Source organism: Halomonas sp. M1, from assembly GCF_029581375.1.
GTDB lineage: Bacteria > Pseudomonadota > Gammaproteobacteria > Pseudomonadales > Halomonadaceae > Vreelandella.
In genome coordinates this window covers 1,528,461-1,543,647 of the sequence record NZ_CP121119.1, presented here as the reverse complement: position 1 = coordinate 1,543,647, position 15,187 = coordinate 1,528,461, and the positions used below count along the sequence as shown (strand labels likewise).

Below are 15,187 nucleotides of genomic sequence, written 5' to 3'. Positions count from 1 at the left end.
CAATGCTATGTGCACTCAGCAGGTAATGAGGTTTCAAGGAGCATCGGCGAGGGGGGAGCGATAGCCCGTGGCAAGCGGCACTTCATACACTGCATACTCAATTAGCTGGTCTAGCTGCTGTACTAATTGAAGGCTCGCTTCTTCCATCAGGGCAAGCGATGCCAACTGTCCGGTATGGTCGCCTTGTCGAGCAAAGCGTAGTGCTTCTAAGCCACTTTCATGGAAGCGGCGATGGGGGCCGGCTAAGGCACGGTAAGCGGCGGTCTTTTGGTAGCGCTTTCCATCGCCCAGGTAGTACCACTGGCCAAGAGTGCAGTGTTGGTGATCTTCGATTGTTTCATCGAACTGTGCCGAAAGCAGCTGCTTATACAAGCGGCTTTTCCAGGCAGCGTGCTCAAGTTTTGCAGCGTGCAAGCACGCTGTTGTGGTGCTGTGGTGAATAACCTTATACATATGACGTGCTTGGTCGGTTAACTGCTCTATAACCTGCTCGGCCTCTTGCGCTGCTTGGGTTAACGTTTGGGTGACCTGGCACTGGTGGGCTGCCGCTTCGGTATCTTGTTGTAGTTGGGTGGCGATCTGTTCAGCGCACTGGTCTAGTTGTCGGGATAACCGCTGGGTATATTCGGCCAACCGCTCCATATCTTGAACAACGGCAGCCATGCCAGGTGATGGGGAGGCGGAGTGGGCAACCTCAAGAGCCGCGCTCATCGCCAATGCTCTTGTGTGGCCTGCACTGCGCGCTAGTGTAACGCTGAGTTGACGAATATCGTGCAGCGCCGGTTTAGTGGTAACCGAGCCTGTTGAAGGTGGGGCTGAGGGCTGGCGATGACACTGGAGCTTCAGCATTTGTGCGGTGTGTTCGGCGTGATGCAGGCGCGTAAACATATCGGCCAGAGTGGCCCGCTCAGCCGCCAGTTGACCCGCGTGAGCCTCCATGCCCTGGCTGATGGACGCCAGCATATCCGCTCCTTTAGTTTGAAGCATGCTCAATGACTCAACCGGGGTCATTAAACTAAGGGCACGGCAGCTGTGGGATACTCTTTCGGCATCCAACTGCCCTTGGAGGTCAGTGACTTCCTGCTCTAAACGGCGAATGGTTTGATAGGGACGCATAAAAGCAAACATGACCACACCTGCAAAGTAGAAATATGTTTGTGCTGTTTTGTCACAAATTATTGCAGAGTGTTTTCTTGCTTGCTTGGTTTAACTTGGGTTAATGAGCAAATTCAGCCGCTGTTTAGTTGTATAGTGGGAAGCGCTGTATAGGTATCTCAGCTGTTAGCACCGTCTTATTTGTGATTAACGCTGCGCCAGCTGCGGGAGCTCGGTGGTGCAGCGAAGGTAAGCTGAGGTAGCGAGCCACTCTTCATCGGGATAATAAGCGAACACATACTGATTCTCTTTCAGGCTGTCGATAAGCGGGTAGGTAATCTCTTCGCGTACGGCGGGGCAGCCTTGGCTACGACCTAGCCGACCTGTTTGCTCAATAAAGTCCTCGCTGACGTAATTGGCACCATGGATCACAATAGCTCGCTCAAAGGCGAGGTTATTGACGTTGGCTTCCAAACCGTCAAGACGCAGCGAGTAGCCATTGCGTCCATAGTAGCTGTTCATGGTGCGAAAGAGGCCAATGCTGGACTGATGGCTCTCTGGCGTGTTGGAAAAGACCTCTGCTACCGCATCCCCAGAGCCTTGCCCATGAGAAACCAGCTCTTCAAACAGCAGCGCATGCTGGTGGAGGTCGAAGACCCACATGCGTGGTTCGGTGGAGGGCAGCGAGTAATCAATCACTGCTAAGCGTTCAGCAGACGGCTCTGCGCAGCTAAGCGCTTGTGCTGCAAGCCGCAGCGCTTCAGGGGTGGCGGTGGGGGCTAGCTGCAGTAACTGATGATGCAAGGTGGACACCCCGTGTGGTGGCGCAGACGCTACCTGAGCCAAAAAGCTGGCTGCTTGAAGGGGCAGGCTAAATAGCAAAACGGGCAAGGAAAACAGCGTAGTAGAAAGACATGAGCGAGGTAACATAGAGCGTAATCCTGGAATAGATAACGGGATGAATGTAAGTAAGCAGCTATTATAAAGTTAAGCGTACCGACCGGGATCTACAGGTATAGCGATTCAGCATAGTAACGCAAGGAGGGGTGATGAACGAGAAGCAGCTACTAAGACGATGGGCGATGGGCGCAGCGCTATGTTTGGCGCTAACCCAATCGCCTTACGCGCTCACCACTGCTTATGCAGCATCAGGTAATGCACCGCTGCAGCAAGCATTGGCGCAGCATTTAGCTGAAACCAGTCACCGCCTACCTGTGGCGGCGTTCTATCAACACAAAGAGGGCGAGCCTGCGTGGCAAACAAAAGCGGCCGTTGAGGCATTAGTCAGTGCGCTAAATAGCCTTGAAAGTGATGGCTTAACCCCCAGAGATTACGCTGCGCATACGTTGCTCGACGATTTTCACTTTAGCCAGCAAGCGGGAGAGTCGGCCCAAGCGAGGTTTGAACTCAAGGCGACCCAGTCACTTCTTCTAGCGTTAGATCACCTTGGTCGTGGCAAGGTAGACCCGCGTGATATGGAAACCAACTGGGAACTGCCGCGTCCGGAAAACCGTTACTCCATGCTGCGTGTTGTACACGCGGTTGAGGACAGTGACATAGAGCGTGCCCTCACTTTAGCCCGTCCCACCACCCCCGCATATGCTCAGCTCCGCGAGATGCTAAGCCAGTATCGCCATCTCGAATCCCAAGGCAGTGCCCCCCATTTAGCCGGTAGAGAAACGTCGTTGCGCCGAGGCGATACAGGAGACGATGTGGCCGTACTGCGCCAGCGGCTGGCGCTATGGGGAGATGCTGGCTTATTGGCTGCTGATAGCAGTGCGTATCCCATGATTGGGGTTCAGTCGTCCGTTCGTGACCCCCGCCACTTTGATACTGAGCTTGAAAGCGCCGTTAAACGCTTCCAGCGACGTCACCAGCTGCAAGACGATGGCATTGTGGGCGAGCAAACACGCTTAGCCCTGAACACACCGGTGGGCTCGCGGATTGATCAATTGCGGGTGAATTTAGAGCGGGCGCGTTGGATTGGGACAAACCTCACGTCCGAGCCGCAGGTGTGGGTAGACATTGCTGGCTACCGTCTGCACTACCTCCGGCCTAACGGCGAGCGCTGGGATGCCCGGGTAGTGGTAGGTACCCCGCGGCGTGAAACGCCCATTATTCACTCCTCTATAAGCCATTTAACGGTTAACCCTAGCTGGACAATTCCCCCGACCATCATGCGTGAAGATGTCTTGCCCCGGGTGCGGCAGGATCCCAGCTATTTAGCGCAGCAGAATATTCAGGTATTAAGCCATAGTGGCGAGCGCCTAGATGCAGATACCATTGATTGGCAGCGCCCAGGCGGCGTTATGCTGCGCCAAGTGGCAGGTCGATCTAACCCCCTTGGCCGCGTGGTGGTCCGCTTCCCAAATAACGATATGATTTACCTGCACGATACACCGGCGACAGGCTTGTTTCAGCGGCAGCAGCGGGCGCTCAGCTCTGGCTGTGTGCGGGTGGAGGGCGTGTTAGAGTTTGCGCAAATGTTGCTGCAGGACAGCGGCAGTCATCACCAGCTCTCTTCGCTGATGAACAGTAGCGCCAGTGACCGTAATGTTAATCTGCCACAGCGTATCCCGGTCGCGTTGCACTATCTCACGGCTTGGCCAAATGCCCAGGGGGAGGTGGAGTTTCGTGATGATATTTACCGCCGGGATGCGCTGTTACTCAGTGCTTTGGCGAAAACTAGCTAGTGCTTCTTAATATCGCGTTACTTCGTGTCTCAGGTTATGACGTGACGAGAGCCAGTAGTTTTACCCGCTATAAACCATAAACGCCGCCCACTAGGGGCGGCGTTTATGCTAGCTATTTATACACCAGTTGCTTATTGGCTACTCTCTTCACGTTGGTAACCGGCTACGTTAACGGGGCCTGTCTCGCCACTTTCAAGTGCTGCAAGTACCGGCTCAGCGTGGCGCTGGAACGCAATCAGCGTATCACCGCTTAGGCTAGTGTTCTCAGGCAGGTCCACGGTCATGGCGTTAACCGGCGTATTATTGACGATGACTTCGTAGTGAAGGTGAGGGCCGGTGCTACGCCCAGTGTTGCCGGAAAGGGCGATACGCTCACCCATTTCAATACGCTCACCCTGGCTGACGAGAGGACGAGACAGGTGTAAATAACGTGTTCGGTAACCGTTGTCATGGCGAACCACAATATAGCGGCCTGCGGCGTGGTGGTTGCCTACGCGCTCAACTCGACCGTTTGCAGGTGCAATGATTGGCGTGCCAATGGGCATCGCAAAGTCGGTTCCATTATGAGGGCTAACGCGACCAGTCACCGGGTGCAAACGGCGAGGGTTAAAGTTGGAGCTAAGGCGATAGTTGCCTTCAAACGGGTAACGGGCAAAAGCTGGATCCAGGCTGTTGCCTTCCGGCGTATAAAAATTATTGTCGGTGGCGTTACGCACGACCGTTAAATCCATACGCTCGCCGTCGTATTTAACGGCCAGTACGCGGGAGTCGAGAGTTTCTCCGCCGATCATGTCAGACTCAACGAGCACCTGGAAACGGTCGCCCCGGCGGCTGTCACGACGAAAATCGAGTTTCTTTTCAAGCAACCGAGTAAGCTCGGTAACGGAACTGCTGGTTAGGCCGGTTGCCTGAGCGGAGCGCGCAAAACTACCGCTTACACTGCCCGCGTAGAGGCGCTGCACAGGCTCGCCCTGGCGCTCGATTGTGGTAACGGCGTACTGCTCTTCTTCACGCTCTAATAAAACGCCGTCGCGGGCGTTTTTCATCATGCGTAGCGAAAGCAGGCGCTGATTTTCGTCCAGCTGATAATCGAAGCTATTACCTGCTCGCCAATGGGTCAACATGCGAGGCTCTGGTAGATCCTCAAGCAGCGCTAGCACTTCGCTATATCCAAGACCTAGCTTATTTTGCGCGAGTACTGCGAAGGTTTCACCAGACTCAACAATGTGCGTTTTCCACTCAGGAACGAAGGGCTCTTCTGCTGCTAATTCAAACTCGAGGAAAGAGATATCATCAAATAAGTCGTAGTCTTCGTAGGAAGTAGCATCAGCGATTTCGACTGAAGAGGCGTCGATATTGAGCATGCCACTAGACAGCGTGCCTAGTACAACGGCCATATGCAGAGCGCCGTCATCCAATTTAGCCATGGGGCTTTCACTGGTCGTCGATGCCTCAGCGCTAGCAATTACGTCCAGATCTATATCCAGGTCGATAATTTCTGTAGCGGCTAAGTCGCTCAGTGGGATGTGGTCTCGGGTCGCGTCGATTGCGCGGGAGGCGCGGCCGATCGCTTCTGCAACGGGTGTTCGCTCTTGGCGTAGCGATGGCACGCCCGGCGCAGAATCACTGGGAAGCGGAACTAATACGCTCTCCAGTGGGGTATTAGGCTGGTTCAAGTCATTGTACGTCGTTACTAGCTTTTGTGTGCCCAGCACAGTGACCATAGTGGCCACAGGTAACAGTAATAATTTATGCGTGCGGGGCAGCGAATGAAGGATTCGCAACATGGGTAAATGGACCGCCAGATTCGTGTAAAAAAAGTAACATAAAAGTGAATAAGCCCAGGAACCATACCCCAACGAGGATGGAGTGAATAGACTGTATATCTATCCACAAAATATACTTCCGTTAAAATGCGGAAGTATTAAGCAGATATTACGATTTTTGAACACTGTTTGCTAACAAAAGTAACCAATTAGCAGGCGCACTAAATAGTCAGTTTTACATTATTTTCCAGATCTGGGCGACGCTGGACGTTAAAGGTGTATTTATTAACGCCCAGGATTGTTGTCTCTTCTGTTACCTGACCGATTGGCGATAATTTTTTTCAAGCAGGTACTTTTTTTAATTTACTGGCATTCTAGTAAGGTTTTTTCGAAGATTAAGCGGATTATTTCGCTGTCTAGCGTCGAGGAAATCGAAATGTCTCGGGTAACACTTGCACAATGGCAGATGCTGGCCGCTGTGGTTGACCATGGTGGGTTTGCGCGTGCGGCAGAAGCCGTTCATAAAAGCCCCTCAACGCTTAACCATGCAGTACATAAATTAGAAGAGCAGCTAGGTGTACAGGTATTAGAGCCTGTGGGTAGGCAGGTACGCCTCACAGAGGCGGGTGAATTACTGCTGCGCCGCGCGCGTCAGTTAATCGAAAGCGCTGACACACTTGAAGATGTGGCATCGCGGTTAGCGGCTGGCTTGGAAGCCGAAGTCGTCGTGGCTATTGATCAGGTTTTTCCAGCGGCTGCTCAAGCCAAAGCGCTCGAGCGCTTTTCAGAAACCTATCCCCAGGTTCGTGTTCAGCTACATGAAAGCGTCCTCAATGGGGGGATCGAGATGCTCTACGATGGCCGGGCTGACTTGGTCGTATCGGGCATAGAAGCGCAGGGTTTTTTAGGAGAGCCCTTGGCATTCGTGCGATTTGTGGCCGTGGCTCACCCAAAGCATCCGCTTCATCAGCTAGGGCGCCCGCTGGATTTACGCGATTTATCACAGCACCGGCAATTGGTCGTGCGTGACTCCGCGTTGCGTCAATCAACGAACGCAGGATGGTTAAAAGCCGAGCAGCGCTGGACGGTGAGCCATCTTAATACCTCTCTGGATATGCTTAAGCGAGGGCTGGGTTTTGCTTGGATGCCTGAAACCCGCATTGTGGATGATCTTAGGAGTGGGGAGTTAAAAAGGCTGCCGCTTGCGGCAGGTAGTATTCGTGAAGTGCCGGTGCAGATGATTTTTCGAGACCGGGACCGGGCTGGCCCTGCCGCCCACGCGATGGCGCAAGCGCTGAAGCAGGCGGTCAACGAGGAGTGCCCTGACGATTCGATTCCCTCGAATGAAACGCCGTAAAACATCCGCTTGAGCATACAGAGGGCGAGCGTATGCTAAATGCAAGCTGCATTTAATATACGTTCACTTCTGGAGAGCCTCGATGGGATTACTTGTTAACGGCGAATGGGTTGATCAGTGGTATGACACCAAAAAGCACGGCGGCGAATTTGTGCGCGAATCTGCCCAGCTGCGCGACTGGGTAGGAAGCTCCCCGGAAGGTGCTGGGCAGAGCTACCCGGCGGAGCCAGACCGCTATCATCTTTATGTGTCGTTAGCTTGTCCATGGGCACACCGCACGCTGATTATGCGTAAGCTGAAAGGCCTTGAAGGGCTGATTGGTGTTTCTCATGTTAGCCCATTAATGCTCGATAAAGGCTGGACGTATCATCAAGATGAGGGCGCCAGTGGCGACCCGATTAATAACGCAGAATACCATCATCAGCTTTATACGCTGACCGACCCAAACTATACCGGGCGAGTGACGGTGCCTGTCCTATGGGATAAAAAGCGCAGCGCGATCGTCAATAACGAGTCGGCTGACCTGTTACGTATGCTTAATCGTGGATTTGATGCGCTAACCGGCAACGATTTAGATTTTTACCCGGAAGATCTTCGCAGCGTTATTGATGAGGTCAATGATGATGTCTACGAGCATATTAATAACGGTGTGTACAAGTCAGGTTTTGCCACAGAGCAGGGCGTGTATGAAAAGCACGTGCACGCGCTGTTTGAATCCTTGGAGCGCATCGAAAAGCGGCTGAGCGAGCATCGCTATCTCGCCGGTGAGTGGCTGACCGAAGCTGATGTTCGGCTCTTTACCACGTTAATCCGCTTTGATGCTGTCTATTACGGCCACTTCAAGTGCAACTTCAACCGTATTGAAGACTATCCCAATTTGGCTAACTATGTGCGCGAGCTTTATCAATGGCCAGGCGTGGCGGAAACGGTCAACATGGATCATATCAAGCGCCACTACTATTACAGCCACGACACCATCAACCCAACTCGCATTGTGCCCGCTGGCCCGCTGCTCGATTTTGAGCGCCCCCATGATCGGGAGCGGCTTTCAGGGCAGGGCATCCGCCGCCACAGGTAATCTATGCCGATAGGCGTTGTTAAATAGCAAAAGGGCCACCTAAAACGGGTGGCCCTTTTGCTGGTGCTTAAAGGTCTTACTAACCTTTATAAGGAGGAGGAAGCTTCTTAATCCTGATTTACCGCATCACGGGTGGACTGCCAAGCGCTCTGGGCGCCATCGCGGGTTGTTTCCCATGCGTCACGTGCGTTGGCTCTGGTCTGCTCCCACCAGTCGCGATCATAAGTAGGGAAGGACTCCACTTCTTCTGACGTGGCGTTGAGCATAACGCGATGCTCAGTGTCACCATCGCCTTCGGTGTGTGTTTCAAGAGTGAAATAATCAGTACCTACTACAATCTCTCGGCCTCCAAGACCAAGGACGGTACCGCTCTCAATGACCAGCGCGGTGATGCGCATATCATCATCAAAAAGGATGTCGTCAACCTCGCCAATTTCTTCGCCAGAGCCATCAGCAAAATAAACCTCAGCATCTAATATGTCATCTGCGGAGTACATGCCTTGGGGCTGGTTTGAAGCCTGTGCGCCAAAGGCAAGGCTGCCCAGTAGAACGGTGCTTATGGCGGTGGTTAAAATAGATTTACGCATAGCTTCTCTCCATGTGGCTACGGGGTATTACTTATGGCGATGCTGGTTAAAGCATGGCTTCCATCAGAGCTGTTAATTAGAGCTGTTTCAGCTTCAGCGCTTACAGGCTGTCGGCCCAATCGTCGGCACGCTTTTCAGCCTCTTCTTTCTGAAGGCCGTACTTTTGTTGGAGTTTACCTACTAGCTGATCTTTGCGACCACCAATTTGGTCAAGCTCATCATCGGTGAGGTCACCCCAGCTTGTACGTGCCTTTCCTTTTACTTCTTTCCATTTGCCTTCGATTTGATCCCAGTTCATCTCATCGCTCCTTGAAGTTGTTGAACATGCCTAAGCAACTTTCAGGTTAGACGAACAGCGAATATGTGCAAGTCTCGATTTTAATAACAGTTAATGTAAAAACACTAGTCAGGAGCTGCTTGCAGTGTTAGCATGCGCGCTCCTCGCATGTGTTGACCCCTCCATCATGACGATAAGCGTTCATTTACGTAGTTTTTAATTTGTACGTAACTGCGCTTGCGGGAACATCTTGCTAACTGCAGATGTTCATTGCTGTGAAGATGGCGCGCCTCCAGTATTTCACCAAACGGGTGAAATCGGCGCAGAAGGTCGCCACAACGGTTGGCCCGCAATTAGCGGTGTTTGCTGACCGGATGCTAGGTGCGACCGGCGTCTCCGACTCCACTTATGACGATATCCGCTTACGCGGAGCCTGTTTTTTTGTTGCGTTTTTTAACGCGCATCGATTCCAGAGTCAGAGACGCTTACGATGTTTTTTGCCGGTAAAGCCGGCCTACCAAGGTGTGATTAATGACCTCGACTTCTGTCGCTTCGCCGAGCTTCGGCGATCTTGCTCTGTTGCCTGCCGTTCTCTCTGCTGTTGAAGCACAAGGCTACGAAATTCCTTCGCCCATCCAGGCGCAGACTATTCCTGCGTTGTTGGAAGGCCGCGATATGCTGGGCCAAGCACAAACCGGTACCGGCAAAACCGCTGCGTTTGCACTGCCATTGTTATCGCGTTTAGAACTTACCCGTCGCGAGCCTCAAGTATTGGTTATGGCTCCGACCCGTGAGCTTGCTCAGCAGGTTGCGGCTTCGTTCAGTAAGTATGGCCAAAACCTTAAGGGTCTTGAAGTTGCGATCCTGTGTGGTGGTCAAGAGTACCGTGAGCAGTTAGGTGCACTAAAACGTGGTGCCCAAATTATCGTTGGCACCCCTGGCCGCATCATCGATCACCTTGATCGTGGCAGCTTGAAACTTGACGGCCTTTCAGCGCTCGTGCTGGATGAAGCCGATGAAATGCTGCGCATGGGCTTTATCGACGACGTAAAACGCGTGGTTGCCGATACCCCTAAAAATGCACAGCGCGTGTTCTTCTCGGCGACGTTGCCGGCAGAAATCGAGCGCATTGTTAACCGGTATCTTGTTGACCCGGTTAAGGTGGCGATTGAGTCGCGTACGACCACCGGTGAAAACATCGAACAGCGCATTGTCCGCGTTGATGGTGGCGCAAAGCTTGAAGCCCTGGCACGTATTCTGGAAGTTGAGCCAGTTGATGGGGCTATCGTGTTTGTGCGTACCCGTGCGGCCTGTACCACGCTGGTTGAACAGCTAACGGCCCGTGGTGTTAACGCGGCAGGCCTATCGGGTGATCTCGATCAGAGCCTTCGTGAGCGCACTATTACACGTTTGAAGCGCGGCAAAGTTGATGTGCTGATTGCGACAGACGTCGCTGCGCGCGGTCTTGACGTGTCGCGTATTACTCACGTTATTAACTACGACCTGCCTCAGGATGCGGAAGCCTACACCCACCGTATCGGTCGTACTGGCCGTGCGGGTCGTAGCGGCATCGCGATTACCTTCGCTGGCTTCCGTGAAGGCCGCAAAGTGGGCTGGATGGAGCAGGCAACGGGTCAGAAAATGACCGAAATGCCGCTGCCTGACGAAGCCGCTATTCGTGCCCATCGCGATGAAGTGTTCCATCACCGCGTTGTTGCAGCGCTGACCAAAGGCGCTGAAGAGCAGCGTGCGCTGGTTGAGCGCTTGGTCGAAGAAGGCCACGATGCCATCGAGCTAGCCTGTGCGTTTGCCGCCATGGCGCGTGCTGATGAAGCACCGATTGGTCGCTTACAGGCGCCGCGCAAAGAGAAGCCGATGCGTGATGGCGCACCGGCCGGTAAGCCGGGTGCTCGTCGTGAGCGTTCAAGCGCGCCTAGCGAAGGCATGACCCGCTACCGCGTTTCCGTTGGCCATAAAGATGGCGTGAAGCCAGGTCAACTGGTTGGCGCACTGGCAAACGAAGGCGGTATTGAAGGTGCGCGTATCGGTCGTATCGATATCCGCAACGCTTTCTCGGTAGTTGAACTACCCAGTGGCCTGCCTTCCACTATTCTTGCGAAAATGGCCCGTGCCCGTGTGGCCGGTCGTCCGCTAGAAATTAGCGAAGATAGCGCCCCTGAGCGTGCACCACGCCGTCGTCGTGACGATGGTGACGCGCCGGTTCGTCGCCGCGAACGCGCTTAAGCGAGTATTCAGGCGCTCGATGAGCGCTAGCTATTCGCACTGAACGTGCAAAATCCCCCCATGCTTATTGGCATGGGGGGATTTTTTTTGGCTACCTTTATGCGCAACGGTTAACTTTTTTCTATTTACACTTTCTCTATTAACACTTTCTCTATTAACTCTCTTTCCATTAATACTCTTCCACTAATACGCATTGAGGGAGCAAGCATGGACGCAGTGCTACACGAATGGAATCTCTCTCCTACGCAGGCGATTGCTCTTCAGAAAGAGTTAGCATCACAATTGGAGAGTGATGATCGCATCGAGCCGGTGAAGCATATCGCGGGGGTGGATATTGGCTTTGAGGAGGAGGGGGCTATTACCCATGCCGCGGTGGTGGTGCTTAAGTGGGAGCAAGCCGCCGCACCCTATCTCACGGTTGTTGAGCAAGTCGTGCATCGCGAGCCAACACGGATGCCCTACATTCCTGGCCTGCTCTCTTTTCGCGAGATTCCCGCCGCCCTAGGCGCGTTTGAAAAACTCAGTGTGAGGCCAGAGCTGGTAATGGTGGATGGCCAGGGTATTGCCCACCCACGTCGGCTAGGCGTTGCGGCACATCTGGGGCTATGGCTGGATATACCGACCATCGGTATCGCTAAGTCTCGGCTGTATGGCAAGCATGCAGAGGTGGGCGAAGCGCGGGGCGACTGGGTGCCTTTAACCGCAGGTAGTCATGTTATTGGCGCGGTATTGAGGTCACGGACGAAAGTTAAGCCCGTCTTTGTGTCGCCTGGGCACCGGCTTTCCCTTGAGACATCTCTTTCCTGGGTGATGTGCTGTTTAGGTCGCACGAAGCTGCCCGAGCCAACCCGCCTAGCGGATCGGCTGGCCTCACGGCGGGGGCAGCAACGCTAGCCACAGTTACAGAAAGGCGAGAAAACGACGCAGTAAGCTGGTGGCGTCGGGTGTTGCTGTGATGGCGGCAAGCAGCGCCTGTGGGTCTTCCCCCTGCTCGCGCAGAGCTGTTTGCTGGCGTTCAATATAAGCGCGCATGACAGGTGGGGTGAACTCGGGATGAAACTGTACGCTCCATTGTCGTGAGCCATAGCGCAGCGCTTGGTGAGCGTCGTGGCTGTTGTGGGCCAGTACCGTTGCGCCGGGTGGCAGCTGCATGACCGACTGGGCATGGGTAAGCTGTGCTGGGAAACGTTCAGGCAGTTGGCCAAACAGTGGGTCCTGAAGGCCCGCCTGGGTAAGCCGCACCTGGTGCGTTCCAGACTCCCGTCCCGCTGGATGATAGTCGCTAACCCCCCCTAAGGCGGCGGCCATTAACTGATGCCCATAGCAAACGCCCAGCATGGGGATATCTTCTGCTAACGCCTGTTGTAACCAGGGCTTTAGCGCTTCGCTCCATGGCTCTTGGTTGCTCACCATGCTGTGAGAGCCGGTAATCATCACGCCGGCAAAGGACGACGGTGGCGCAGGCGTGGTTGGCTCACGCGCATCCCATACGGTTAACGTTAGATGGCTAGGCAGCGCCGCAGTGAGCTGCTGTATAAAGAGCTGCTCAAAATCACCATGCTGCTCAATTACTTCTGGGAAGGCGTCGCCGGTTTTAATAATGACTAAAGAGGTCATGTAGGTCTCGTGGTCGTATCGCGCCTGAGGAAAGATAGCCGAAGCAGGGGCATCCCCTGTAAGCTGAAACTTCGCACCATATTATCGTTTTACCATACACTAGGAGCCTGATATGCAACAGATAACACGAGCGGGTGAGCCAATGGACGTAGCAGGCAAGCTGCCTGCTGCTGGGCAAGTAGCCCCCACCATGGCATTAACAGATGCTGACCTACAGGATGTCACACTGGAGACTTACCAAGGCCAGCGTAAGGTGTTGAATATTATCCCCAGCGTTGACACCCCCACCTGCGCAACATCTACCCGGCGTTTTAATGAGCTGGCCTCAAGCTTAGAGAATACCGTGGTGCTGGTCGTGTCTGCTGACCTGCCGTTTGCAGCGAAGCGGTTTTGCGGAGCAGAAGGGCTGGATAATGTTAAAACGCTCTCAACATTCCGCCATCGTGAGTTTCAAGAAGCATGGGGCGTAGCACTATGTAATAGTGCTATGGAAGGGTTGTGCGCCCGTGCGGTGGTCGTGCTGGATGCTGATAACCGCGTGCTTCACAGTGAGTTGGTCAGCGAGCTGAAAAACGAGCCAGACTACGAGGCAGCGCTGGCAGCATTAAAAAGCTAGTGGCTCACCGGCAGGCGTATCTTGCTAGTTAACGCCTGTTTTTTTGGCTGCCTCCACCAGCGCATTAATTAAGCGCTGTTGGGGGCGGTTAAATACCAGCCACTCTGGATGCCACTGCACGCCAATCAAAAACGTATGCTCCGTTGACTCGATACCCTGTACCAGCCCATCTCGGTCACGGGCGACAATATTAATCCCTTTGCCCGCTTTATTGACGGCTTGATGGTGCAAGCTATTAACCCTGCACCAGGTAACTCCCAGCAGCTGATGAAGTTGGCTTGCCCCGACAATATCAACCGTCTTGCGAGGCAGCACGGTTCGACGCCGTTTTAAGCCTTCGTGGGTGGTGTAGATATCGGGGTCGAGAGTGCCACCTAAATGGACGTTGATTAACTGCGCTCCTCGGCAAATACCCAGCACTGGCGTGCCTTTAGGGATAAACCGATCCAGCAGGTTAAGCTCTAGCGCGTCCCGCGCGGGGTCTAGGCGCACGTCCAACTGCACTTCACCACCATACAAATGGGCCTGAATATCGTCGCCACCGCCGATAATTAAACCGTCCAGGTGGTCGGGCAGTGGGCGAGAGGGCGATAAGCGCAGGGGTTTGCCGCCGTGTCGCCATACGGCAAACCAGTCAAAACAAAACGCAAGATGGCTTTTGTGATCTGATGAGGTAATTCCAATTAGCGGTCGAGACATTCTGGCAAAGCTCACATGTCAGTGGGTTAGCGACGACCGAATAGACGTAGCAGCTTCTCTTTAAACCGCACCAGCAAGGGGCGGTTATGGTAGGCAATATATTCATCGCAGCGCGCCTGCAGCACACTGGCGTTAGCGGCTAGCTTTTCGACCTCTATCCAGCGGTTCCACTCCATTACCGAGCCCCAGCCGGGCTGCGAAAGCTGCGCATTGGGTAGCCGGTAGTGAAAAGTAGGGCGTGGTTTAATGAGCTGGCTATGCAGTAACTCATGGGGGTGATCAGGGCGCAGGAACGCGAAGAGAGGCAGCAGGTCTAGCTCACGGTTACGTGTAGGGTTGTAGTGCAGATAGTCATCAATAAAACTATCTAGGTCAGGTTGATAATTAAAGTCGAGAACTTTCAGTGCGTACTCTTTGGGGAAAGGGTTGGCGTGGGGCAAAACTTCCCGAGTGATATCTACTTTGATTTCATCGCGCAGCCAGCTTGCCAAAAGTAAGTAAGCGCGCAGCATGGCGAGCAGATACTCAACATCAAGCCGCTCTATCTCCGGGTTGAGGTGTAGCCCAAACCCATACAGCAGGCTCGCATCGGTGCCTTTGGCGCCTCTATCGCGCAGTGTCTGGAATAGCGTGTCTAGTGTCTCAAGCTCATCCCAGGGAATAGGGGGGCAAACAATTTCGGTGGGCACTAGGCCGGTCACCATATCGCCAATCAATTCCCGGGTCTTTTGATGGAACTCTACCCGCCGCTGGTGTTGTTGGCGCGCCCACTCGCTGTCGTTTTCGTGGAGCTCTTCCAGCAGCGTTTTGTCAGGGTGTGCGTATTGAGTATCTAGCTCTATGCCAAACTCGCCCCACTGGGTGCCTTCTACCAGTAGCCGGTGGGGGCTTACCACGTTAAGCTCACCACCAAATAAGTCACGCACCAGCGCAGCAGTATCGCGAGGCGGTAGGCCGGCAAATTCAACTTCTACGCCAACACGCCTCGGTTGCCCGTTACTATTTAACCGGTGAGGTGGAGCTTGTAGCGTCATCTCGCCATCCTTGAGGTGAACGTTTAGGCACCCAGCCTATCATAGTCACGCGTTGAGGCTGAGTGTGTGCAGTCAGGAAAACGTTGAGAAACCGGTGTGTTAAAGCCGGCCCACGACAGGAGTA

14 protein-coding genes are annotated in these 15,187 nt (G+C 53.9%); 6 read left to right on the top strand and 8 right to left on the bottom strand.

The window, feature by feature from the left end; genetic code table 11:
• Positions 1 to 33 precede the first annotated feature (33 nt).
• Positions 34 to 1,128 (bottom strand): CZB domain-containing protein, encoded by a 1,095-nt coding sequence (locus P8S54_RS06960; RefSeq protein WP_281443801.1) that lies wholly within the window; start codon positions 1,126 to 1,128, stop codon positions 34 to 36.
• A gap of 174 nt (positions 1,129 to 1,302) precedes the next feature.
• Entirely contained in the window at positions 1,303 to 2,025 is a 723-nt protein-coding gene (locus P8S54_RS06955) for a murein L,D-transpeptidase catalytic domain family protein (protein WP_281443800.1), read from the bottom strand.
• Positions 2,026 to 2,144: 119 nt separating this feature from the next.
• Here P8S54_RS06955 and P8S54_RS06950 point away from each other — a divergent pair, with 119 nt between their 5' ends.
• A complete protein-coding gene (locus P8S54_RS06950; protein ID WP_281443799.1) occupies positions 2,145 to 3,788 on the top strand; it encodes a L,D-transpeptidase family protein in 1,644 nt (547 codons plus the stop codon).
• 131 nt (positions 3,789 to 3,919) lie between these two features.
• On the opposite strand, the gene P8S54_RS06945 is transcribed toward P8S54_RS06950, so the two are convergent.
• Positions 3,920 to 5,575 (bottom strand): peptidoglycan DD-metalloendopeptidase family protein, encoded by a 1,656-nt coding sequence (locus P8S54_RS06945; protein ID WP_281443798.1) that lies wholly within the window; start codon positions 5,573 to 5,575, stop codon positions 3,920 to 3,922.
• A 415-nt stretch (positions 5,576 to 5,990) separates the two neighbouring features.
• Here P8S54_RS06945 and P8S54_RS06940 point away from each other — a divergent pair, with 415 nt between their 5' ends.
• Both P8S54_RS06940 and P8S54_RS06935 read left to right on the top strand, forming a co-directional pair.
• Positions 5,991 to 6,911, top strand: a complete 921-nt coding sequence (locus tag P8S54_RS06940; protein ID WP_281443797.1) for a LysR family transcriptional regulator — start codon at positions 5,991 to 5,993, stop codon at positions 6,909 to 6,911.
• Between the two features lie 82 nt (positions 6,912 to 6,993).
• Entirely contained in the window at positions 6,994 to 7,989 is a 996-nt protein-coding gene (locus P8S54_RS06935) for a glutathione S-transferase family protein (protein ID WP_281443796.1), read from the top strand.
• 107 nt (positions 7,990 to 8,096) lie between these two features.
• Here P8S54_RS06935 and P8S54_RS06930 read toward each other — a convergent pair whose 3' ends face one another.
• Together P8S54_RS06930 and P8S54_RS06925 are read right to left on the bottom strand one after the other, a co-directional pair.
• The gene (locus P8S54_RS06930; protein ID WP_281443795.1) at positions 8,097 to 8,576 is read right to left on the bottom strand and encodes a PRC-barrel domain-containing protein; all 480 of its coding nucleotides are present in this window, start codon (positions 8,574 to 8,576) and stop codon (positions 8,097 to 8,099) included.
• Positions 8,577 to 8,676: 100 nt separating this feature from the next.
• Positions 8,677 to 8,874, bottom strand: a complete 198-nt coding sequence (locus P8S54_RS06925) for a CsbD family protein (protein ID WP_009095819.1) — start codon at positions 8,872 to 8,874, stop codon at positions 8,677 to 8,679.
• Positions 8,875 to 9,384: 510 nt separating this feature from the next.
• Between P8S54_RS06925 and P8S54_RS06920 the strand changes: the two genes are divergently transcribed.
• On the top strand, positions 9,385 to 11,097 hold the full coding sequence (locus P8S54_RS06920) for a DEAD/DEAH box helicase (protein ID WP_281443794.1): 1,713 nt from the start codon (positions 9,385 to 9,387) through the stop codon (positions 11,095 to 11,097).
• A 207-nt stretch (positions 11,098 to 11,304) separates the two neighbouring features.
• Positions 11,305 to 11,991, top strand: a complete 687-nt coding sequence (nfi, locus tag P8S54_RS06915; RefSeq protein ID WP_281443793.1) for a deoxyribonuclease V — start codon at positions 11,305 to 11,307, stop codon at positions 11,989 to 11,991.
• A gap of 6 nt (positions 11,992 to 11,997) precedes the next feature.
• Here the strand turns inward: nfi and P8S54_RS06910 are convergent, their stop codons facing one another.
• Positions 11,998 to 12,714 (bottom strand): glutamine amidotransferase, encoded by a 717-nt coding sequence (locus P8S54_RS06910; RefSeq protein WP_281443792.1) that lies wholly within the window; start codon positions 12,712 to 12,714, stop codon positions 11,998 to 12,000.
• A 112-nt stretch (positions 12,715 to 12,826) separates the two neighbouring features.
• On the opposite strand from P8S54_RS06910, the gene tpx reads away from it, so the two are divergent.
• Entirely contained in the window at positions 12,827 to 13,330 is a 504-nt protein-coding gene (gene tpx / locus P8S54_RS06905) for a thiol peroxidase (protein ID WP_281443791.1), read from the top strand.
• Between the two features lie 24 nt (positions 13,331 to 13,354).
• Here the strand turns inward: tpx and P8S54_RS06900 are convergent, their stop codons facing one another.
• Both P8S54_RS06900 and P8S54_RS06895 read right to left on the bottom strand, forming a co-directional pair.
• Entirely contained in the window at positions 13,355 to 14,029 is a 675-nt protein-coding gene (locus P8S54_RS06900) for a type 1 glutamine amidotransferase (protein ID WP_281443790.1), read from the bottom strand.
• Positions 14,030 to 14,055: 26 nt separating this feature from the next.
• Positions 14,056 to 15,063 (bottom strand): amidoligase family protein, encoded by a 1,008-nt coding sequence (locus P8S54_RS06895; RefSeq protein WP_281443789.1) that lies wholly within the window; start codon positions 15,061 to 15,063, stop codon positions 14,056 to 14,058.
• Positions 15,064 to 15,187: the final 124 nt, after the last annotated feature.